Source organism: Nitrosomonas sp., from assembly GCA_016703745.1.
In the GTDB taxonomy this organism is placed as follows: domain Bacteria; phylum Pseudomonadota; class Gammaproteobacteria; order Burkholderiales; family Nitrosomonadaceae; genus Nitrosomonas.
In genome coordinates this window covers 2,024,962-2,045,287 of record JADJBK010000006.1, presented here as the reverse complement: position 1 = coordinate 2,045,287, position 20,326 = coordinate 2,024,962, and the positions used below count along the sequence as shown (strand labels likewise).

General features: G+C 51.4%; 21 protein-coding genes. 8 read left to right on the top strand and 13 right to left on the bottom strand.

Annotated elements, in window-relative coordinates; genetic code table 11:
- Positions 1 to 52: 52 nt before the first annotated feature.
- The 4 genes from IPG31_10790 to IPG31_10775 all read right to left on the bottom strand — a co-directional run bounded on the left by IPG31_10790 (position 53) and on the right by IPG31_10775 (position 3,083).
- Positions 53 to 1,558, bottom strand: a complete 1,506-nt coding sequence (locus tag IPG31_10790; GenBank protein ID MBK6618813.1) for a YifB family Mg chelatase-like AAA ATPase — start codon at positions 1,556 to 1,558, stop codon at positions 53 to 55.
- 67 nt (positions 1,559 to 1,625) lie between these two features.
- Positions 1,626 to 1,910, bottom strand: coding sequence for an accessory factor UbiK family protein (locus IPG31_10785; protein MBK6618812.1), 285 nt, complete (start codon positions 1,908 to 1,910; stop codon positions 1,626 to 1,628).
- A 110-nt stretch (positions 1,911 to 2,020) separates the two neighbouring features.
- Positions 2,021 to 2,713, bottom strand: a complete 693-nt coding sequence (locus tag IPG31_10780) for a DUF2325 domain-containing protein (GenBank protein MBK6618811.1) — start codon at positions 2,711 to 2,713, stop codon at positions 2,021 to 2,023.
- Positions 2,714 to 2,885: 172 nt separating this feature from the next.
- Complete coding sequence (locus IPG31_10775) at positions 2,886 to 3,083, bottom strand: hemin uptake protein HemP (protein MBK6618810.1); 198 nt, start codon at positions 3,081 to 3,083, stop codon at positions 2,886 to 2,888.
- A 285-nt stretch (positions 3,084 to 3,368) separates the two neighbouring features.
- On the opposite strand from IPG31_10775, the gene IPG31_10770 reads away from it, so the two are divergent.
- The 3 genes from IPG31_10770 to IPG31_10760 are packed head-to-tail and all read left to right on the top strand — an operon-like array spanning position 3,369 to position 5,395.
- Positions 3,369 to 4,367 (top strand): phosphotransferase, encoded by a 999-nt coding sequence (locus IPG31_10770; GenBank protein ID MBK6618809.1) that lies wholly within the window; start codon positions 3,369 to 3,371, stop codon positions 4,365 to 4,367.
- A gap of 24 nt (positions 4,368 to 4,391) precedes the next feature.
- A complete protein-coding gene (locus IPG31_10765) occupies positions 4,392 to 5,114 on the top strand; it encodes a nucleotidyltransferase family protein (GenBank protein MBK6618808.1) in 723 nt (240 codons plus the stop codon).
- Between the two features lie 17 nt (positions 5,115 to 5,131).
- On the top strand, positions 5,132 to 5,395 hold the full coding sequence (locus IPG31_10760) for a Rho-binding antiterminator (protein MBK6618807.1): 264 nt from the start codon (positions 5,132 to 5,134) through the stop codon (positions 5,393 to 5,395).
- On the opposite strand, the gene IPG31_10755 is transcribed toward IPG31_10760, so the two are convergent.
- Both IPG31_10755 and IPG31_10750 read right to left on the bottom strand, forming a co-directional pair.
- The gene (locus IPG31_10755) at positions 5,392 to 6,915 is read right to left on the bottom strand and encodes a DEAD/DEAH box helicase (GenBank protein MBK6618806.1); all 1,524 of its coding nucleotides are present in this window, start codon (positions 6,913 to 6,915) and stop codon (positions 5,392 to 5,394) included. The genes IPG31_10760 and IPG31_10755 overlap by 4 nt on opposite strands.
- Before the next feature lie 366 nt (positions 6,916 to 7,281).
- Positions 7,282 to 8,346, bottom strand: coding sequence for an AI-2E family transporter (locus tag IPG31_10750; protein MBK6618805.1), 1,065 nt, complete (start codon positions 8,344 to 8,346; stop codon positions 7,282 to 7,284).
- Positions 8,347 to 8,406: 60 nt separating this feature from the next.
- Between IPG31_10750 and purM the strand changes: the two genes are divergently transcribed.
- From purM to IPG31_10725, 5 genes are all read left to right on the top strand, one after another.
- Positions 8,407 to 9,465: a phosphoribosylformylglycinamidine cyclo-ligase gene (purM, locus tag IPG31_10745; GenBank protein MBK6618804.1), complete on the top strand. Its 1,059-nt coding sequence runs from the start codon at positions 8,407 to 8,409 to the stop codon at positions 9,463 to 9,465.
- Between the two features lie 13 nt (positions 9,466 to 9,478).
- A complete protein-coding gene (locus IPG31_10740; GenBank protein MBK6618803.1) occupies positions 9,479 to 10,120 on the top strand; it encodes a phosphoribosylglycinamide formyltransferase in 642 nt (213 codons plus the stop codon).
- 4 nt (positions 10,121 to 10,124) lie between these two features.
- Positions 10,125 to 10,868, top strand: coding sequence for a DUF3108 domain-containing protein (locus tag IPG31_10735; GenBank protein ID MBK6618802.1), 744 nt, complete (start codon positions 10,125 to 10,127; stop codon positions 10,866 to 10,868).
- Positions 10,852 to 12,141, top strand: coding sequence for an RsmB/NOP family class I SAM-dependent RNA methyltransferase (locus IPG31_10730; GenBank protein ID MBK6618801.1), 1,290 nt, complete (start codon positions 10,852 to 10,854; stop codon positions 12,139 to 12,141). The genes IPG31_10735 and IPG31_10730 overlap by 17 nt, the downstream gene beginning before the upstream one ends.
- A 78-nt stretch (positions 12,142 to 12,219) precedes the next feature.
- The gene (locus IPG31_10725) at positions 12,220 to 12,507 is read left to right on the top strand and encodes a hypothetical protein (GenBank protein MBK6618800.1); all 288 of its coding nucleotides are present in this window, start codon (positions 12,220 to 12,222) and stop codon (positions 12,505 to 12,507) included.
- A 121-nt stretch (positions 12,508 to 12,628) separates the two neighbouring features.
- Here the strand turns inward: IPG31_10725 and ftsZ are convergent, their stop codons facing one another.
- From ftsZ to murG, 7 genes are all read right to left on the bottom strand, one after another.
- The gene (gene ftsZ / locus IPG31_10720) at positions 12,629 to 13,777 is read right to left on the bottom strand and encodes a cell division protein FtsZ (protein MBK6618799.1); all 1,149 of its coding nucleotides are present in this window, start codon (positions 13,775 to 13,777) and stop codon (positions 12,629 to 12,631) included.
- A gap of 67 nt (positions 13,778 to 13,844) precedes the next feature.
- Positions 13,845 to 15,083: a cell division protein FtsA gene (gene ftsA / locus IPG31_10715; protein ID MBK6618798.1), complete on the bottom strand. Its 1,239-nt coding sequence runs from the start codon at positions 15,081 to 15,083 to the stop codon at positions 13,845 to 13,847.
- A 2-nt stretch (positions 15,084 to 15,085) separates the two neighbouring features.
- Positions 15,086 to 15,889 carry a cell division protein FtsQ/DivIB gene (locus tag IPG31_10710; GenBank protein MBK6618797.1) on the bottom strand — a complete coding sequence of 268 codons (804 nt, stop codon included), beginning with the start codon at positions 15,887 to 15,889 and terminating at the stop codon, positions 15,086 to 15,088.
- 7 nt (positions 15,890 to 15,896) lie between these two features.
- The gene (locus tag IPG31_10705; protein ID MBK6618796.1) at positions 15,897 to 16,820 is read right to left on the bottom strand and encodes a D-alanine--D-alanine ligase; all 924 of its coding nucleotides are present in this window, start codon (positions 16,818 to 16,820) and stop codon (positions 15,897 to 15,899) included.
- Positions 16,817 to 17,761, bottom strand: a complete 945-nt coding sequence (murB, locus tag IPG31_10700; protein MBK6618795.1) for a UDP-N-acetylmuramate dehydrogenase — start codon at positions 17,759 to 17,761, stop codon at positions 16,817 to 16,819. The genes IPG31_10705 and murB overlap by 4 nt, the downstream gene beginning before the upstream one ends.
- Positions 17,762 to 17,811: 50 nt before the next feature.
- Entirely contained in the window at positions 17,812 to 19,230 is a 1,419-nt protein-coding gene (locus tag IPG31_10695; GenBank protein MBK6618794.1) for a UDP-N-acetylmuramate--L-alanine ligase, read from the bottom strand.
- Entirely contained in the window at positions 19,227 to 20,309 is a 1,083-nt protein-coding gene (murG, locus tag IPG31_10690) for an undecaprenyldiphospho-muramoylpentapeptide beta-N-acetylglucosaminyltransferase (GenBank protein MBK6618793.1), read from the bottom strand. Before murG ends, IPG31_10695 begins: the two co-directional genes overlap by 4 nt.
- Between the last annotated feature and the right edge of the window lie 17 nt (positions 20,310 to 20,326).

The following is a 20,326-nucleotide window of genomic DNA, read 5'->3' as shown; positions in this document are numbered from 1 at the left end:
AGAAGGTGGATAAAGAAGCTTTGGAACGGAATGTTATCGCATCCGTGAGTATTCATCGATTCAGGCGCCGATATTGAATGGCTTCTGCTATGTGGTTGGTGAGAATGACCTGGTTTTCGGCCAGGTCAGCAATGGTTCGGGCCAGTTTGAGAATGCGATGATATGCCCGGGCTGAAATATCAAGCTGCGCCATGGCGCGTTCCAGCAGCGCGTTACTTGTTTTGTCCAGCGGGCAGCATTCTTCGATCTGTTGTACCGTCAGTTCCGCATTGTGGGTACCCTGCCGGGCGAGCTGGCGCTGCCGGGCGGCTTCTACTCGACTGCGAACGGCTGTACTCGATTCGCTTTGCCCTGGACGCAGCATTTCCTGATGCGGCAAAGCGGGCACTTCGATCTGGATGTCGATACGATCCAGCAGGGGCCCGGAAATTTTGCCACGATAGCGGGCGACCTGGTCAGGTGTACAGCGGCATTTGCCGTCATGGTGTCCGGAATATCCGCAAGGACACGGGTTCATCGCGGCCACGAGCTGGAACCGTGCTGGAAAATTGGCGCGCTGCGCCGCGCGTGAGATGGTGATCATGCCGGTCTCCAGTGGCTCGCGTAGCACTTCCAGCACGCGCCGGTCGAATTCGGGTAATTCATCCAGAAACAGGACGCCATGCAGCGCCAGTGAAATTTCTCCGGGGCGCGGAATGCTGCTGCCACCGACCAGCGCCACCGCTGAAGCTGTATGATGCGGCGCGCGAAAGGGGCGACGCTTCCAGTTAACGAGATCAAAGCTGCCGTTGGCAAGCGATTGCATCGCGGCGGATTCAAGCGCTTCCTGTTCGGTCATAGAGGGCAGAATGCCAGGCATACAGCGTGCCAGCATTGACTTTCCAGTACCGGGTGGCCCCATCATCAGCACACTGTGGCCACCCGCAGCGGCAATTTCCAGTGCACGTTTCGCTTGGGACTGTCCCTTGACATCACCTATATTCTGATAAGTGTTACCTGCTGATGAAGTGGGTTCATCAATCGTGGCTTGATAAGGATGCAGCGGCTCCCTGCCCTGCAGATGCGCGCACAGTTGGAGCAATGAAGTGGCGGAATAAATGGTTGCTTCCTTGACCAGCGCAGCCTCGGCAGCATTCTGCGTGGGCAGCACAAAGCTGCGCCCTGAACGTGCCGCACCGTAAGTCATGGCAAGCGCACCGCGCACCGGACGCAATTCGCCATTCAGGGATAATTCTCCCGCCCATTCATAACGATGCAGTTCATCAGCCGGAATCTGCCCGGTTGCGGCCAGAATGCCGAGCGCAATCGGCAAATCGAATCGCCCGCTTTCCTTGGGTAAATCAGCCGGAGCGAGATTGACAGTGATGCGTTGTGCCGGAAATTTGAAACGGCTGTTTTGCAGTGCAGCGCGTACCCGGTCTTTGCTTTCCCGGACTTCTGCTTCTGCCAGCCCGACGATCGTAAAGGCTGGCAACCCATTGGCCAGATGAACCTCCACGGTTACCAGCGAAGCTTCCATGCCGGAGAGCGCGCGGCTATACAGAACAGCGAGTGACATCGAGCAACGGGTTTACCGGCAACGCCTGAACGGACTGTTATGAAGGATGGGTGCGTACCAGAGGAAGCTATTCAGGTAATTGACTTGCAGTTTCTTTTTCTGCTGGTGTGGATTGTTGACGTAACAGGCTTTCCAGATGGTTGACACGGTCTTCGAGTTCACCGATCTTGATGCGTGCGCGTTTGGTTACTTCCTGTTGCACTTCAAATTCTTCGCGCGTCACCAGATCCAGCCGGGCAAATATGCCGGACAACATAGTACGCATATTTCTTTCCACGTCCTTGGCGGGACTATTCGTCAGTATCTCGTTTATTTTATCGCCAATTTCATTCAATACATTTTTGTTCAACATCGGATCTCTCCATCAATTATCGAAGTTACGCCCCAAGGCAAGATAAAATCTCACATTTTCTGCCGATAGGCAATCATTAATCCCGCTGCGCCCTCTCGTTCCCCGGTATATCAGGCAGCAATCTGGTCTTTATCGGTATTATCGGTTGTGAGTGATCTGTCCGTGCACAAGAAACCGACCGCCCGGGTGAACGTTTTCATATCAGAGCGCTGCAGCATGATGCAGGGTTTGCCGGTACGCTGGCAATAAGTTCTCGCGATGAGAAAATCTTCATGGCGAACGCAGTCCGCCGGACAAATGACCTGATTGACGCAGTTTAACCAGGCCATCAGGTTATTCACGGTGTCCGGCTCACTTTTACGGAAAAGGATGAGATGACCGCCTGCCGCTTCAATCAACGATCGATACTGTGGGTACAGCGCAGCGCGCCCACCTATAAAAAGAATGGATTGCCCTGCCAGCTTCCGTTGCCCAGTTCTGGATGAAAGTGCTGATCCCCTTTGGTTTTGTTGGGGGCGCGTGTTGTTTTTGATCCAGGATATTTTCTGGCCGCACCAGACAAAATTGGTTTTTCTGGGTCTGGTTATCAGTAATCTGCCCGCAATTCCGGAGAGAATGCGTAGACAGCTCTTGCCAATCTCCTCCATGAGATGAAAAAAAAGCCCAATTTTTTCAAATCCCTGACTGGAGCGTAATTCTGTCCGGCTAAGCGTTGCTGTTGTTCGGTAAGCATTGACAGCATTCATGCATTGCAAGAGTCTGTTTGCAACCACTGACTCCAGGTTTACGTTGATCGATTTCATGGGCATACCACCTTAATCTAAAAAAAGGCTGGCTTGTCCCCGGGGGGAGGGGGCTGGCTTGCCACAAAGGCATTACCGGAAGAGGAGAGAGTAAAACTACCGGTAATGGTTGAAAACGTGATACGTCTGCTAACGATTGCAATCTGTAAATCAGATCAGAATTCATTTCGGATTACTTTGTCAGTATTAATTTGTTGTTGCGCGTCAACTTGAGATGATAACGTTCACCCTGATGGTGGATGAATACTTCATTGCCATTTGCCAATAGACTTTCGCTACTGATTGATCTGACGGAAGAAATCGGCTGCTCCAGTAGAGGGGACTCGCTGTGTTCTGGATTTCTGCTGTAATTCAAAGTGTGTTCAATCATATTGTCTTCCTTAATTTTTTACAAATGATAACGATTCTCATTATATTTAAGAAAAGATTTTTGTGCAAGCATGATTATTTCCGGATGTCGCTATGACTATCCAGTCTCCGTCTTTGCAACTTTCGTGTGCGGCGTGAGAACCACTACACGAAGATCAAATATTGACGAGTAAAATGTTACATTAGCCATTTAGCGGATCCTCAGTATGCCGGGTTAATGGTCAAATCATTAGCCGGACACATATGCACAGCTAGCCCCATTTTGAGTTCTTGACAGCCTTCTATTATGAATCGTTTACAACACTTGCGAGCATGGCTGCAAACGCGATACCCGGATCAAGCGTTGACGCTGACCCCCGCTTCGTCCGATGCCAGCTTCCGGCGTTATTTCCGCGTCACGGTGAATAGTGAAACCTTCATTGCCATGGACGCTCCGCCGCCACAGGAAAATTGCGCGCCTTTTCTCCATGCTGCAGAAGTATTTTCCCGAGCGGTCGTGCCTGTTCCTGGTGTATTTGCCTATGATCTACAACAGGGATTTATTTTGCTTGCCGATCTGGGTGATACCACTTACCTGCAGGCGCTGACCGCCACACCGGAAAAGGCCAATGTGCTTTATCAGAATGCCATCGATGTATTGATCAGACTGCAGCAAGCCAGCGCGCCGGCGATATTTCCAGCCTATGACCGTGCATTGCTGATGCAGGAACTGCAGCTTTTTCCGGACTGGTATCTGGCAAGACATCTGGGTGTCAGTCTGAACCCGGAACAGAAAAATATGCTCAATGCTACGTTTGATCGGATTCTCGACAATAATCTTGCCCAGCCACAGGTTTATGTTCATCGCGATTACCATAGTCGTAATCTGATGGTATCCACGCCCAATCCCGGCGTGCTCGACTTCCAGGATGCCGTCTACGGCCCGATTACCTATGATCTGGTGTCCCTTCTCAAGGATGCCTACATCTGGTGGGAGGAAGAACAGATCCTCGACTGGACAATCCTGTACTGGGAAAAGGCACGTAAGGCCGGTTTGCCGGTGGCAGAGGATTTTTCCACTTTTTATCTGGATTTTGAGTGGATGGGTATACAACGACATCTCAAAGTATTGGGAATTTTTGCACGCCTGTGTCATCGAGATCATAAAAAAGTCTACCTGCAGGACATGCCAAACGTCATGCGCCATTTACGTAAAGCCTGCGAGCGTTACCGGGAGCTGCATCTCTTATTCAATCTGCTCAATGAGTTCGAGCAGGCCACGCCACAGGTTGGCTATACATTTTGACAGTCTGAACGCATGTTTACCGCCATGTTGCTTGCTGCGGGAAAAGGCACACGCATGCGGCCACTCACGGATAATCTTCCTAAACCGCTGCTGCGCGCAGGCGGAAAAATGCTGATCGAATATCATCTGGAAAAGCTTGCCATTGCGGGTTTTGACGATGTGGTCATTAACCATGCCTATCTTGGCAGCAAGATCGAATCCAGATTGGGCAGTGGCAGCCGTTACGGAGTTGCCATTCGTTATTCCGCTGAACGGGAAGGGCTGGAAACAGCGGGCGGCATTGCCAATGCGCTGCCGTTGCTGACGGATGACAAACGTCAGCGTCCTTTTGCCGTTGTCAATGCCGATATTTTCTGCCAGTTTGATTTCAAAAGCCTGCATTCGGTACTCGAGCAGATGAATTCAACCGTCAACTCCCTGCTTGCTCATCTGATACTGGTTGACAATCCCGTGCATCACGGCGAAGGAGATTTCTGGCTGCATCCGCAATCTGGGCAATTGTCACAATCAGGCAAGACGGGCTGGCCAAAATTGACCTTCAGCGGCATCGGCGTTTATCATCCCCTGCTGTTTAAGGATATTGCACCCTGCCAGTCGCAAAAGCTTGCTCCGCTGTTGCGCGAAGCCATGGATGGCGGCAAAGTCAGTGGCGCGTATTTTTCTGGAACCTGGATGGATATTGGCACACCGGAGCGCCTGCACGCACTGGACGCGAGCCTCAATTGTCATCCGGCTCACCGAATTTGAAAAAGGAGAGAATTGACATGACGAATGAACTGATTTCCTGCGAGCTGCACGACTATATCGAGGTTGTCTGCATGTACCGCTACCAGATCAGATTAGTGCTGAAAGACGACTCAACCATCGAAGGCAAAGCCAGGGATATCCTCACCACCCCGGACAAAAAGGAGTTTCTGTTGCTGGAGGCAGATGGCGGTTCGCAGCAAATTGAACTGACAAAGTTACGTAAACTGGAAGTGTTGTCGCCCAATCCACAATTTCGCGAAGTAGTTTTTCCTGATTCTTAACCTTCTCTCCGCCCGCGCCCCTGACCGCCACCGTAAGTTCGTGGCGCTCCGGAATGAGATTGAGAAATCGATGGTTTGCTGGCAGTGCGGGATCGATCACTATTTTGCCTGCGACCAGGAGAAACGGCTGGGCGAGGCGTTGTGGTTTCCCAGGTATTGCCATTGATTTCACCGCGTGGTGCGTGATTTTCCGACAGAGACTGATTGGCGTGGTGCGCAATGCGTCCCTGTCTGGAAGCGGGCGCACGATCTGGGCGGGTAACAGCAGCCGTGCTGCGACCACGAACCGCCGCGCCATCACCTTGTCCCTGGTTTTGCCGTTGCCCACCGCGCACGCCGGGGCTGCGAAGCTGTATTGGTTGTGGCTTGGCGTTGCGGTCAGGTTCAAACCCGGCAAGGGTATGCTGTTCGATCTCATTTTTGATGAGGCGCTCAATGTCCCGCAGCAGTTTGAATTCATCCACACATACCAGCGAAATGGCGCTACCGGCTGCGCCGGCGCGACCGGTGCGACCAATGCGATGAACATAAGACTCGGCGACATCGGGCAGTTCATAGTTCACGACATGCGGCAATTGGTCAATATCCAACCCTCGCGCGGCAATGTCGGTAGCCACCAGCACCCGTAACTGCCCCGTCTTGAATTCTGCCAATGCGCGAGTGCGCGCGGTCTGGCTTTTGTTGCCATGAATCGCCATAGTGGAGATATCCGCCTTGACCAGCTTTTCGGCCAGGGCATTCGCACCGTGCTTGGTACGGGTGAACACCAGCACCTGCGACCAGTCCTGCTCCTTGATGAGATGCACCAGCACATCGCGTTTTTTGTCGCGATCAACGATGTACACGCGCTGGGAAATGGCCTCAACAGTCGCATTGCGACGGGAAACTTCCACATAAGCGGGGTTGCTCAAAATACCATCGGCCAGAGTTTTGATTTCGTCCGAACAGGTTGCCGAAAAGAGAAGATTCTGACGTTTCTTGGGCAACAGTGCGATGACGCGGCGAATATCACGGATAAATCCCATATCAAGCATGCGATCAGCCTCATCCAGCACCAGAATCTCAATTTGAGATAAATCGATCGTGCCCTGACTGACGTGATCGAGTAAACGGCCCGGCGTTGCTACCAGAATATCAATACGGCCCCTCAGCCCTTTTATCTGCGGATTGATGCTGACTCCACCAAACATCGCCATGGTAGTCAACTTCAGATATTTGCCATAAGTACGCACACTTTCCTCCACCTGCGCGGCCAGTTCGCGCGTTGGTGTCAGGATCAACGCCCGAATGGGCGGACGGCCTGCCGAAGGTCCCGGCGTGGTGCGATTCGATAATCGATGTAAAAGTGGCAACGTAAAGCCGGCTGTTTTACCGGTACCGGTCTGTGCGCCGGCGAGCATATCGCGACCTTCCAGCACGACCGGAATGGCTTGTATCTGTATCGGGGTGGGGGTGGAATAACCCGCGTCTTCGATAGCACGCAGAATTTCGGCAGACAGGCCAAGTTCTGAAAATAACATGAATAGCTCCTGATCTCTCGCCTTATCAGCAACTTTTGGGTAAAAGCGCAGGAACCAGTCAAGGCTGACATCTTGTCGTTACGGGAATATCAAACAGGCAGTACTAGAAAAGCGACAGATCCGATTGACGGCGCGCTGACTGATCGAGGCGCGCCTATTGAGCGGTGGAGTATAGCACCTGTTATTTGGAGCAAGGGGGTTATTTGATGCGCTCTGTTTTGTAAAACAATGCCGGAAAATTTTACGCTATCCCGAAAAATATACCGGTGTGGAAATGGATTGGCCGTGGCTGGATAACGTCGCTCTACGTATTATGGAGACCTTGCGCCTGCGGGGCATAGAAAGGCATCTTCCAGGTTGTTTGCCTTAATTATCTGACTCCATAGCCTCTAAATACTGGCTGTGCAGATGCCTTAGCCAGACCAGCAGAACGGCGCTTATTGGGAGTGCTAGCAGGATGCCAATAAAACCAAATAGCTGACCAAAAGCCAATAATGCAAAAATGACGGCTACCGGGTGCAGGCCAATACGTTCACCGACAAGCCGCGGGGTGATCAGCATACTTTCCAGCAATTGTCCGGAACCCAGAACCAGCCAGACAACCAGCACGCCGCCCCATTCCTGGAACTGGGTAATAGCAGCCAGCGTTGCCAGCGCCAGACCAACAATCGTACCGAGATACGGTACGAATACCAGCACACCGGCGATCAGCCCGATCGGCAAAGCAAATTCCAGACCAGCCAGCCATAGCCCGGTAATGAAGTACCCGCTCATGATAATGATGACGGCAACCTGGCCACGCATAAATTCAGCGAGGACACGGTCTGTTTCCTGAGCCAGAATCCAAACTTGTTCCTGCCAGCGCGGTGGCACCAGTTCCTTAAGCTTTTCGATCAAAATATTCCAGTCACGCAGCAAATAGAATAAAACGACTGGTAGCAACAGGGCGTTCATGGCGAATTCCAGAACCACCAGCCCTCCAGTTTTCAGGCCGGGCAGCATCTTGGCAGCTATCCCGCTCGCACTTTGCCAGTGCTCAAAAATAATTTGCTTGAGTGAAGCAAGGTCGATTTGAAGTTCAAGATTAAAATTGATTGCTAACCAGGGAATTACGCGATTTTTAAGCAGATCGAGCAGGAAAGGGAGTCGTTCGACCAGTCTGGATATTTCCTTCTCAAACAGCGGCAACATGATCAGCACCATAGTTGACAGCATACCAATTGCAAACAGCATGACGAGTATCGTACTCAGGGTTCTTGGGATTTTGTGGGATGCAAGCCAGGTTACCAGCGGATTACAGATATAGGCTATAACCGCAGCGAGCAAAAAGGGCGTCAGGATCGGACTGAGCAAATAAATTAACCCACCACTGAAACCAATAAACGTGACCCACCACAAAAAACGGGATTCCCCAGTATATCTACTATTCATTTACGGTAAAATTCACCCTGAAAATCTGCCACTCTAACCCCAACCCTGCGAGAACTCAACTTGACTGCATCCAGAACCAACTCCTCGGACGCAAGCGGCGTTACTTACCGGTCATCCGGTGTAGATATCGATGCCGGCAACCTTCTGGTGGAGAAAATCAAACCTTTTGCGCAACGTACGCTGCGCCCGGAAGCACTCGGCGGTATCGGCGGATTTGGTGCGCTGTTCGAATTGTCTACCAGGTACCGGCAGCCGGTGCTGGTATCGGGTACGGATGGCGTCGGCACCAAGCTGAAACTCGCCTTCCAGTCCGCGCGTCACTCAACTATCGGCATCGATCTGGTTGCGATGAGTGTCAACGATATTTTGGTGCAGGGAGCAGAGCCATTATTTTTTCTGGATTATTATGCCTGTGGCAAGCTGGATGTGGCTATTGCTGCTGAAGTTATCCAGGGAATTGCCAAGGGTTGCGAAGAAGCTGGTTGTGCGCTGATTGGTGGCGAAACAGCAGAAATGCCCGGCATGTACGCATCGGGCGAGTATGATCTGGCTGGTTTCGCGGTGGGCGTGGTGGAAAAAGATCGCATCATAAATGGCAGCCATATCGAGAAAGGTGATGTTTTGCTGGGCATTGCCTCCAGCGGACCGCATGCCAACGGATTTTCGCTGATCAGAAAAATTATCTCGCAAAATGAAACCATGCTGGACAGCATGGTGGCTGGTAGCAGGCTGATCGATGCCTTGCTCGCTCCGACGCGTATTTATGTCAAATCAGTCATGGCGCTGATTCAAGCATTGCCGGTCAAAGGACTGTCGCACATTACCGGCGGTGGTTTGTTGGAAAATATCCCGCGCGTTCTGCCAGCTGACGTGCTCGCGCAGATTGATCTTGCAAGCTGGGTACGCCCGCCGTTATTTGCATGGCTGCAGCAACAGGGTAATGTCAGTGAACAGGAAATGCTACGGGTATTCAACTGTGGCATTGGCATGGTGGTCATGCTCTCTGCCGAGCATGTTCAGGATGCTCTCGGTATTTTGAACGCAGCGGGTGAAACTGCCTGGCAGATTGGCACCATCCGTAGCCGTGAGGCAGGCGCGTCTCCGATTGAATTTATTTAATAGCAGCGGAACCGTGAAATCTCTGGTCATCCTGATTTCAGGCAGGGGCAGCAACATGCAAGCCTTGCTGGAAGCCTCATTACCTGCCTATACCGCTGTCGTAATCAGCAATAATCCGGCGGCGGCAGGATTGGTATATGCCCGGTCGCGCGGCATTTCTACGTATACAATTGATCATCGGGATTTTTCAAACCGAGAGGCGTTTGATCTTGCGCTGGCGGATCAAATTGATCGTTGCCAGCCCGATTTGGTTGCTTTAGCGGGCTTCATGCGCATTTTGTCTGATCAGTTCGTGCATCGTTATCACGGCCGGTTAATCAATATTCATCCTTCCCTGCTGCCTGCTTTTCCCGGACTGGATACCCATGAGCGCGCATTGCGCGAGGGAACCCGAATTCACGGTTGTACGGTTCATTTTGTTACGCCACAGCTCGATCATGGTCCGATTATTGTTCAGGCAGCCGTACCCGTACTCCAGAATGATACTGCGCAAATGCTGGCGGACAGGGTGTTGCGTCAGGAACATCTGATTTATCCTCAAGCGGTGTGCTGGTTTCTGCAGGATCGTTTGCGAATCATCGATAGCCATGTCGTGGTCAGCGGGACCGGGTGCGAACCTCATGAAGTACTATTGTCACCTTGCGTAGAGTCATAACCATATGAAATCATTGCTACTTATTTTATTGTTCTGGCTGGCTGGCGCAGCCTATGGCGTGGATCTACCAACTCAATTTGAACTGGAATATACCCTGAGGGGAAATATCGGGAGTGGCAAAGCCAGCCATAAATTTGCCATCGGGCAACAACAGGATATCCGTCACTATCAGATAAAAAGTGAAGTCAGGGCAAGCGGATTACTCAGCCTGCTCAAGACCGGCAGCATTGTATTGCATAGCACCGGCATCATTCATCAGGAAAAGCTGCAACCTGGACTTTTTACTGACCAGCGCGGAGACAAACCGGTGCGCGAGGTCACGTTCGACTGGCAACAGCAGCGCATCATCTATCGGCGCAAAGGCAGGGAAATGGCAGAACATCTGCCGAATGATACTCAGGATAAGCTGAGTTTCATGTATCACTTCATGTTTGCCGGTATTCCGCAGACAACACTCTTCATTCATGAAACAGATCATCGTCGCTTGCAATCTGCCCGTTATACTGTCAGCGAGGAAGCCCTCATCACTCCCATAGGTAAATTCGCAACGATCGTGCTGACTAGACAATCCACACCAGAAGACCCTCATCCTAAAAAACTTTGGCTTGCCAAGGACTATTTTCTATTACCGCTACGGATCATTTCTATGGAAAGTGGTGGTATTGAAGTTGACCAATTGATTTCTGCCATCCGATACAATCCAGATGGTCGCATGCAACAACTGGTGACCCATGCCGCTGACCACTGAGCAACTTAGTCTGCTGATCGCAGGCACGCGCAAGGTATTGCCGCTTCAGGCGCCCGCTGATGTTCTGCTTAGTCAGTACTTTCGTGACCATCCACAACTGGGGCAAAATGACCGTGCCGCTATAGCGGAAACGGTATTTGGGGTGCTGCGTCACCGTTTTTTCCTGGAAAGTCAGTTCGAGAAAGCGACTGCACGCGAAATGGTCATTGCTTATCTGGCAAGATTTCAGGGCGTCAATTTGCGTGAGATACAACCACTTATTCGTGAAGTGGAGGCGAAATGGATCCCTCGCATCAAAGCCGTATCACTAGATACGTTATCCTTACCCATACAGGCGGAATTGCCATCATGGCTGGTCGAGAAGCTGCAAGTCTTCATGACAGATGATGAAATTCTGAATCTGGGAAAAACGTTACAACAATCCGCCCCCCTGGATATTCGAGTAAACACGATGCTGGCAAAACGCGAAACTGTGTTGACCGAATTGGCGCAAGCAGGAATGGATGCTCACCCGACTCCCTATTCTCCCGTTGGCATTCGTTTGCCTGGTAAGCCCACAATCAACCGCCATCCTTTATTCCTGGAAGGCAAGATTGAGGTACAGGATGAGGGTAGCCAGTTGTTGGGTTATCTGCTCGCACCCAAACGGGGTGAAATGGTGGTAGATTTCTGTGCAGGTGCGGGTGGAAAAACCCTGTTGCTCGGTGCATTAATGCACTCCCATGGACGCCTTTACGCTTTCGATATTTCCGAAAAACGTCTTGGGAATTTCAAGCCGCGCCTGAAACGTTCTGGTTTATCCAATGTTTACCCACAGCGGATTGACAGTGAGCGTGATATGAAACTCAAACGACTGGCCGGGAAAATTGACCGGGTACTGGTTGATGTCCCCTGTAGCGGGCTGGGAACCTTGCGTCGTAATCCGGATTTGAAGTGGCGGCAAACACCTGACAGTATTAGCGAACTCAAAATCAAGCAAGAATCTATTCTCAATGCTGCAGCCAAACTGCTTAAATCCGGTGGACGACTGGTTTACGCGACCTGTAGTTTGCTACCGGAGGAAAATCAACAGATTATCGAGCAGTTTCTCGCAGCACATCCCGACTTTGCACTACTGGATTGTGGTCACCTGCTCGCTCAGCAGCAAATCCCGCTAATTAATGTGGGAACATTCCTGCAACTATCCCCCCTTCATCACCATACCGATGGCTTCTTTGCCGCAGTAATCGAGCGCACATCCGATCAAAATAAGGCACCTGAAAAAGCAGTCTGATCCATAAATTGCTAAACTCGGGTGAATACTTGCCGTTAATGAGAATTCATTATCTCTCGTTGTCTGTGAGTCAACAACATGGCATTGAAAAACAGCATAAAAGAATTTGCAGATTTTCTGGGTGATCAGGAATCTATTCTTGATCATTCCTATCCAAGGATAGCGGAAAAAATAGAACTGCTATGGCGTCACAATGAAGTTTATCTGTATCTTGATCAGATGATGGTCGTTGAGAAAGGGCGCGAGCGTAACGGTTTCCCGCTTGAAGTCATGAAGGAATTTCAGGTATTACGCGAAATTCATGCCCGTTTATATGGTGAAGCTACCGTGAACAACATGGGTAGCAAACCGATCTGGCGTGGCTAGGCGCCTGTGGCCGGTTTGCTACCCAATAGCCGAGAAACAAGGAGACAGCACCTCTATAGCAACTGTCACCGACGGCTATCTTATTGATTCAGCGTGGCTGGTTTTTTTCTTTACCTCTTTTTTAATCGGCCTGTCTGCGCAGAAAAGCGGGAATATCCATCGGGTCCATACCTGATTGCTGCATGGCAGCCACAACGGCGTTACCTCTTCTGCCCGTGCGCATCACGGCGGGTTCATCTATATTGTGTGACATATCCCGATCATCAGTACCAGTACGGGCATTAATCACTTTCAACGGTCTTTGTGCTTGTTGCGATACGCTACCCAGACCGGTTGCAACCAGTGTCACCCGCAAGCTTTCTCCCATATCTTCATCAATAACTGTACCAACAATGACGGTTGCATCTTCAGCGGTCAGTTTTTTGATGGTATCCATCACTTCCTGTACCTCGCGCATTTTCATCGTTGAGCTGGCAGTAATATTGACCAACACACCCCGTGCACCCGTCAGCGCAATATCCTCAAGCAACGGGCTGGCAACCGCCTGTTCTGCTGCCATGCGTGCACGATCAACCCCACTGGAAACTGCGGAACCCATCATGGCCATACCCATTTCCGACATGACCGTTTTAACGTCAGCAAAATCCACGTTAACATGCCCTGGGCAGTTGATCACTTCGGCAATGCCGGCGACGGCGCCATAAAGTACGTCATTTGCCGCCCTGAAAGCATCCAGCATGCTGATATCATTGCCAAGCACATTCATCAGCTTGTCATTGGGGATAACGATCAGAGAGTCGACATACTGGGCAAGTGCTTCCATTCCAAGCTGCGCAGCTTTCAGACGTTTGCCCTCAAACGAAAAAGGCTTGCTGACAACGGCAACGGTCAGAATGCCCATATCCTTGGCAATTTGTGCCACGATTGGTGCGGCTCCTGTGCCAGTGCCGCCGCCCATGCCCGCAGTAATGAACAACATATCTGCACCCTGAATCATTTCGGCGATGCGATCCCGGTCTTCCAGCGCAGCCTCCTTACCGACTTCTGGATTGGCACCCGCACCCAATCCGCGAGTGACATTGGCGCCAAGCTGGAGCAGGGTTGGCGCCTGATTGCCTTTCAGTGCCTGCGCATCAGTATTCAGGCAAATAAATTCAACTCCTTTCGTTTCATTACGAATCATGTGATCGACTGCATTGCCACCACATCCCCCTACACCAATGACTTTAATAATGGCTTCCTGAGACTCGGTATTGGTAATTTCAAACATGGCATTACTCCTTTTTGATCAAAATTTAAGACAGACAACTAACTGGTGACACACAACATTAACTTCGTTAAAAATTTTCCTGAAACCATCCTTTCATTCTTGCCAGCACCTGTTTGGCTGAATTATCTTTCAATCTGGTTTTATGGTGACGCAGATGCTCCTCGGCGCCCACCATTACCAAGCCAATTGCAGTTGAATACCGGGGTGTTTGGATAACTTCTTCAAGATTTCCTTTGTACATGGGCAGCCCCAGGCGTACCGGCATATGAAAAATCTCCTCGCCCAATTCGACCATGCCTTGCATTGAGCTGCTACCTCCGGTAATCACAATCCCGGAGGAGAGCAATTGCTCAAATCCGCTTCTGCGCAGCTCAGCCTGGATCAGGAGATAAAGCTCTTCCACCCTTGGCTCGATGACTTCGGCCAGAGTTTGTCTGGAGAGTGCGCGGGTACCACGATTGCCTACATCAGGCACCTCCAGCATTTCATGGATATCCGCCAGTGCACGCAGCGCACTGCCATAACGGCACTTGATATCTTCTGCATTTTTGGTGGGCGTGCGCAATGCCATCGCAATATCGTTGGTAATCTGGTCGCCAGCAACCGGGATGACAGCGGTGTGCCGGATTGCGCCGTCGGTAAATACCGCAATATCTGTCGTGCCGCCTCCAATGTCGACCAGACACACACCCAGATCTTTTTCATCATCGGACAAAACCGCTCTTGCGGAGGCCAGCGGTTGTAACACCAGATCTCGAACACCGATATCGCAACGATGGATACATTTAGCGATATTCTGTGCGGCAGAAACTGCACCAGTAACAATATGTACTTTGACTTCCAGACGGATGCCGCTCATGCCTACCGGCTCACGAACATCTTCCTGACCATCAACGATATATTCCTGATTGAGAATGTGTAAGATCTGCTGATCGGCGGGAATATTGACTGCTTTTGCGGTTTCCATGACTTTTTCGACATCGGCCTGCGTCACTTCTCTGTCTTTGATCGCCACCATGCCGTGCGAGTTGAAACTTCTGATATGGTTACCTGCAATGCCAGCGTACACCTCACTAACGTGGCACCCGGCCATGAGCTCGACTTCTTCAAGTGCTCGCCGGATGGCATCGACCGTGGTTTCGATATTAACAACCACCCCCTTTTTGAGGCCGCGCGATGGGTGGCTGCCCAATCCAATGACTTCGAATCCTCCCTCAGGCATCAACTCAGCAACGATCGCCACAATTTTGGACGTTCCGATATCGAGACCGACGAACATTTGTCTGGTTTCCCCGGCTTTACTCATTTTTAAAATCCTCCCTGACTAGTCACTTCCCTGCCTGGCCAAATAAACGTCGCCGGGTTAGGACTGGCTGAACCAGACAGCTTGCCGATGGCAAATCCGTCGGGATAGCGCAAATCCACATAGAACGGCAAACCATCCTGATCAAACCCATGCTTATGCTGATGCATAACGGAAATATAGCGCTGCAGGCGTGACTTGATCTCTTTACGTCCCAGTTTCAGCCAGGCACCGCTGTCCAGACGGATATGCCAGGAATGCCTGGGTGTCAGCACCACTTCCACTACATTTTGTTCAATTGTTTGCAATATTTTCCTGAAAACCCTGTAGTTGCGGGAGATTAACGAACTACTCTCGAAATCAGCGGCAATAAACACAGGCATGGAACTCTCCTGGACGCTCGCATGAAATACTTCCCCATGTGTATTGACCAACGCGGTATTTCCCCAGTACGCCAGCGGAACATGTTCTTCGAGCAAAATATGCAGAGCCGGCGGCCACTGGCGCGAAATGGTGGCTGATCGTATCCATGGGAGATCAATTAACGCTGTCTGCAAGGCATGCAGATCAATAGTCATGAAATTTCCGCTTGTAGAATTTTTAATAACCAGCTCCAGCTGATTACGTGAAACATTAAGTGGTGTTCCCTGCTTGACCCGCAAATGATCCACACTTTCGATCCGAATTTCCCGGAGAGAAAAAAACGGTAATGCTAACACTCTAACGCCAATTGCATAAATCGTAATTAACAGCACACCTGTCAATAGTGTATTAGCCAATAAATTCAGAGTCTGATGATCATTCCACATGATGTTTTTATTTCCCAGGCTGTCCAGCCAATTTGAGTATTTTAATGACGAGTTCATCAAATGAAATATTAGCTGCCTTTGCTGCCATGGGAACCAGGCTGTGATCGGTCATGCCCGGTGACGTATTGGCTTCCAGCAAAAAAGGGCGCTCATCCTTATCCAGCATCACATCGATCCTGCTCCAGCCCGAGCACCCCAGTATCCGGTGAGCATGAAGGGCAATCGACTGAATCTGGCTCGTTAATTCATCTGATAGCCCGCTTGGGCAGGTGTAGCGGGTTTTTTCCGAACAGTACTTGGCGTGATAATCATAGAGCGTATCTGCAACATCAATGCGCACGAGAGGTAAAGGCGCATCGCCCAGAATGGCAGCAGTCAATTCGATGCCATCGATAAACTGTTCAGCCATCACCAATTCATCGCAGCTGGCAGCTAAGGCATAACCTACCTGAAATTCCTGCGAACTGGTCACTTTGCTCAGACCAATGGTGGAGCCTTCACGCACCGGCTTGATGATCATCGGCAAACTCAACATTTCAGCTGCTTCATCAAAGCGACTGTCGGCGTCGAGCATGAGATGCTGCGGCGTATCTATTCCGGCTGCCTGCCAGATCATTTTGGTACGCCATTTATCCATCGCTAACGCGCTGGCAAGTATACCGCTACCTGTATAGGGTATTCCCATCAATTCCAGCGCACCCTGCACCGAGCCATCCTCGCCATAACGCCCATGCAACGCAACGAAGGCACGATCAAAACCATCTCGAAGCAGGTTATCCAGCGACTGTCCGGCAGGATCAAAGCCATGTGCATCTACCCCGCACCGGTGTAAGGCAGCGAGCACAGCCGCGCCACTTTTCAGTGAAATTTCCCGTTCCGCAGATCGCCCCCCCAGCAACACGGCAACCTTGCCAAACTCGCTGGTAGTCATGCTTTCTGCTCCTCCCCGATAATGCGAACTTCCGGAATGAGTGTGACCCTCATTCTGGATAGAACCGTCTCTTTTACCACATTAATCACATCTTCTATATTGCTGGCCGATGCCCGGCCACAGTTAATAATGAAATTTGCATGCCTGGGAGATACCATGGCATCACCGATACGCAATCCTTTCAATCCACATTCCTCGATCAGGCGAGCGGCGTGATCTCCGGGTGGATTGCGAAATATCGAACCCGCATTGGGGAAACTCAGGGGCTGGCTTTTGATGCGCGTCGCCAGCAATGACCTGATTTTCTGGCGAGAAGTCTCCTGATTGCCAGAATCGAGACAAAACCACCCACCCGCGAACCACGATTCGGTATCGCTGGCATGGATATTCTGACGTAACGCAACCTGCCGGTAGCCAATTGCATATTCATCCGGTTGCCGTTCTCGCAAAGCACCGATTCGATCGATGGTGTTGACGCGCGCAACCCGTTCCCACGTCTGGCTGCCGTAGCAACCGGCATTCATTGCCAGCGCACCACCAATCGTGCCGGGAATACCCGCCAGAAATTCCGCACCAGTCAGGTTCTGCGCAGCAGCAAATCTTGCCAGTTTGGCGCAAGCTACGCCTGCTCCGGCATAAATTATGCCGCCCTGTGCGTTGTGTTCGATCAACACCAGATCATTGAGCCGCGCGTGCAGCGCAATGATTACCCCGGTTACGCCGCCATCCCTGACCAACAGATTACTGCCGAGCCCGATCATGTAAACCGGCTCATTTTCCGGCCAGGCCGCCAGAAAAACAGCAAGATCACTAAGATCCGCCGGTACATAAAAATTGGCCGCATGACCGCCCGCCCGCCAGGAGACATGCCTGCTCATTGGCTCATCGCTCAATAATTTTCCACGCAGACAGGCTTGCACAATTTCTCCCACTTTCATCATTTCCACTTTGGGTAATTGCCGGTGATTGTCATAATTGGGTGTCAACATGATCAGCAATCTGTTACTGCCATTTCTTTCTCTGGCTGTGCAATTTCTGCAGCCAGCCTGCCAATCGTACCTGCTCCCATGATCACCACCACATCCCCGTCCCGGGCAATTGTTTTGATGGTATCCGGTAACGCATCCACCTGTTCGACATAAACCGGCTCAAGCTTGCCATGCACTCGAATAGCGCGTGACAGCGATTTGCTATCCGCCGCAATGATCGGGTCCTCACCGGCGGCATAAACTTCAGTGAGCAGCAATCCATCCGCCTGCGACAGTGCCTTGACGAAATCCTCGAACAGATCGCGGGTACGGCTGAATCGATGTGGCTGAAATACCAGCAGCAGGCGGCGTTCAGGAAAAGCGCCCCTGGTTGCAGCCAGTGTGGCCATAATTTCCGCAGGGTGATGGCCGTAGTCGTCGATCAGGGAAAAAACACCGCCACCCGGCAGATCAATTTCCCCATAATATTGAAAGCGTCGCTCGACACCGCCAAATTTGGCTAATGCAGCAATAATGGCAGCATCGTTTATATTCAGTTCGTTGGCGATTGCAATTGCCGCCAGCGCATTCTGCACGTTGTGCAAACCAGGCAGATTGAGAATTATGGGCAGACGACGTGCAGAACCATTTGTGCCGACATGTGCAACAAAACGCATTGTGCTGTGATCGGGTTGTATCTCCGTAGCATATACCTGTGCCTCATCTGTCAATCCGTAGGTTGTCACCGGTTTGGTGATCATCGGGATAATTTCGCGTACATGCGGATTATCAATACACAGCATGGCCATGCCATAAAAAGGCAGATGTTCAATGAATTCGACAAAAGTCTGCTTGAGCCGGTTGAAATCGTGTCCATAGGTGCTCATATGATCGGCATCGATATTGGTCACGACGGTCAGAATCGGCTGCAAATACAGGAAGGAAGCATCAGATTCATCTGCTTCGACTACAATGAATTCTCCCGCTCCCATTTTGGCATGGCTGCCCAACGTCTTGAGTCTGCCACCAATGACGAATGTCGGATCCATATTGGCTTCGGCGAGAATGCTCGCAATCAGACTGGTGGTGGTCGTTTTTCCATGGGTACCCGCAACGGCAATACCGCGACGCAGACGCAGCAGTTCGGCGAGCATCATGGCACGTGGAACAACCGAAATATGCCGCTCGCGCGCGGCTATGATTTCTGGATTATCGGTTTTGATGGCGGAGGAATAAACGACTACGTCCGCCGTTCCCACGTTTTCCGCAACGTGCTGATGTTGAATGACCGCACCCAGATGACGTAATCGTCTGGTAACCGAATTATCTGACAAATCCGATCCGCTGATCTGATAATCCTGATTGATGAGCACTTCGGCAATACCGCCCATACCGGACCCGCCGATGCCGACAAAATGGATATGATTGATTTTATGTTTCATCTGGCAGGCTCCAGTATTTCTTCGCACGAACTGGCCACCTGGGCGGTTGCATCCGGCCGGGCAAGCTGGCGCGCTTTTACAGCCATGGCCTGCAGGGATTCACGCGAACATTGGCGCAGCCAGTGCGCGAGAGATGCTGGCGTCAATTCACTCTGTGGCCAGAGCACAGCAGCTTTCGCGTCGCTCAGAAAACGGGCATTGCTAGTCTGGTGATCATCCACCGCATGAGGGTAGGGAACCAAAATGCTGGCGACTCCGGCAGCAGCAAGCTCCGAAATCGTCAGCGCTCCCGCCCGGCAAATAACCAGATCGTTCTCGGCATATTGCGTAGCCATGTCCTCGATGAAGGCAACCAATTGCGCGCTCACACCAAATTCTGCATAGGTTTTTTCGAGCCCGGCAAAATGCGCCCCACCTGCCTGATGCGTAACTTGCGGACGTTGCGCTTTGTCGATCATGGCCAGTGCCTGTGGCATGACCGTATTCAGTTTCTGCGCGCCCAGACTGCCTCCAACCACCAGCAATTTCAGTTTTCCGGTGCGTTTGGCATAGCGATCTTCCGGTGACGGCAACCCGGTAATTTCGGCGCGTATCGGATTGCCGGTAACTTGCACTTTTTTTTCATTTCCCTGAAGTGCACCCGGAAAAGCCAGCAAAATACGATCTGCAATTTTGGCCAGCACCTTGTTGGTCAGACCCGCTACCGTATTCTGCTCATGGATGATGAGCGGAATACCCAGCAGTACCGTCATCATGCCGCCCGGCAACGCCGGATAACCCCCGAGCCCCAATACCACATCGGGGCGCAAGCGTCGCAGAATACGCAGGCTTTGCCAGCAGGCACGCTGCAATCGCCAGGGCAGGAGGACGAAATCCATTGGTTTTTTTCCTCTCACAGCAGAAAACTGAATGGTTTCAAGTAGAAAACCATGCTGTGGCACCAGGATAGTTTCCATGCCGTGTTGCGTGCCCAGCCAGACGACCCGCCAGCCTCTATCCTGCAGCCATGCCGCTACCGCAAGGCCGGGAAAGACATGCCCACCGGTACCACCCGCCATGATCAGGATGGTGTGTGCCATATCGTCCCCGCCAGACA

What these genes read in the sequence shown, in the direction of transcription:
- IPG31_10790 (MBK6618813.1), bottom strand. Translation starts at nt 1,558, where the DNA reads ATGTCACTCGCTGTTCTGTATAGCCGCGCGCTCTCCGGCATGGAAGCT.
- IPG31_10785 (MBK6618812.1), bottom strand. Translation starts at nt 1,910, where the DNA reads ATGTTGAACAAAAATGTATTGAATGAAATTGGCGATAAAATAAACGAG.
- IPG31_10780 (MBK6618811.1), bottom strand. Translation starts at nt 2,713, where the DNA reads ATGAAATCGATCAACGTAAACCTGGAGTCAGTGGTTGCAAACAGACTC.
- IPG31_10775 (MBK6618810.1), bottom strand. Translation starts at nt 3,083, where the DNA reads ATGATTGAACACACTTTGAATTACAGCAGAAATCCAGAACACAGCGAG.
- IPG31_10770 (MBK6618809.1), top strand. Translation starts at nt 3,369, where the DNA reads ATGAATCGTTTACAACACTTGCGAGCATGGCTGCAAACGCGATACCCG.
- IPG31_10765 (MBK6618808.1), top strand. Translation starts at nt 4,392, where the DNA reads ATGTTGCTTGCTGCGGGAAAAGGCACACGCATGCGGCCACTCACGGAT.
- IPG31_10760 (MBK6618807.1), top strand. Translation starts at nt 5,132, where the DNA reads ATGACGAATGAACTGATTTCCTGCGAGCTGCACGACTATATCGAGGTT.
- IPG31_10755 (MBK6618806.1), bottom strand. Translation starts at nt 6,915, where the DNA reads ATGTTATTTTCAGAACTTGGCCTGTCTGCCGAAATTCTGCGTGCTATC.
- IPG31_10750 (MBK6618805.1), bottom strand. Translation starts at nt 8,346, where the DNA reads ATGAATAGTAGATATACTGGGGAATCCCGTTTTTTGTGGTGGGTCACG.
- IPG31_10735 (MBK6618802.1), top strand. Translation starts at nt 10,125, where the DNA reads ATGAAATCATTGCTACTTATTTTATTGTTCTGGCTGGCTGGCGCAGCC.
- IPG31_10730 (MBK6618801.1), top strand. Translation starts at nt 10,852, where the DNA reads ATGCCGCTGACCACTGAGCAACTTAGTCTGCTGATCGCAGGCACGCGC.
- IPG31_10725 (MBK6618800.1), top strand. Translation starts at nt 12,220, where the DNA reads ATGGCATTGAAAAACAGCATAAAAGAATTTGCAGATTTTCTGGGTGAT.
- ftsZ (MBK6618799.1), bottom strand. Translation starts at nt 13,777, where the DNA reads ATGTTTGAAATTACCAATACCGAGTCTCAGGAAGCCATTATTAAAGTC.
- ftsA (MBK6618798.1), bottom strand. Translation starts at nt 15,083, where the DNA reads ATGAGTAAAGCCGGGGAAACCAGACAAATGTTCGTCGGTCTCGATATC.
- IPG31_10710 (MBK6618797.1), bottom strand. Translation starts at nt 15,889, where the DNA reads ATGTGGAATGATCATCAGACTCTGAATTTATTGGCTAATACACTATTG.
- IPG31_10705 (MBK6618796.1), bottom strand. Translation starts at nt 16,820, where the DNA reads ATGACTACCAGCGAGTTTGGCAAGGTTGCCGTGTTGCTGGGGGGGCGA.
- murB (MBK6618795.1), bottom strand. Translation starts at nt 17,761, where the DNA reads ATGATGAAAGTGGGAGAAATTGTGCAAGCCTGTCTGCGTGGAAAATTA.
- IPG31_10695 (MBK6618794.1), bottom strand. Translation starts at nt 19,230, where the DNA reads ATGAAACATAAAATCAATCATATCCATTTTGTCGGCATCGGCGGGTCC.
- murG (MBK6618793.1), bottom strand. Translation starts at nt 20,309, where the DNA reads ATGGCACACACCATCCTGATCATGGCGGGTGGTACCGGTGGGCATGTC.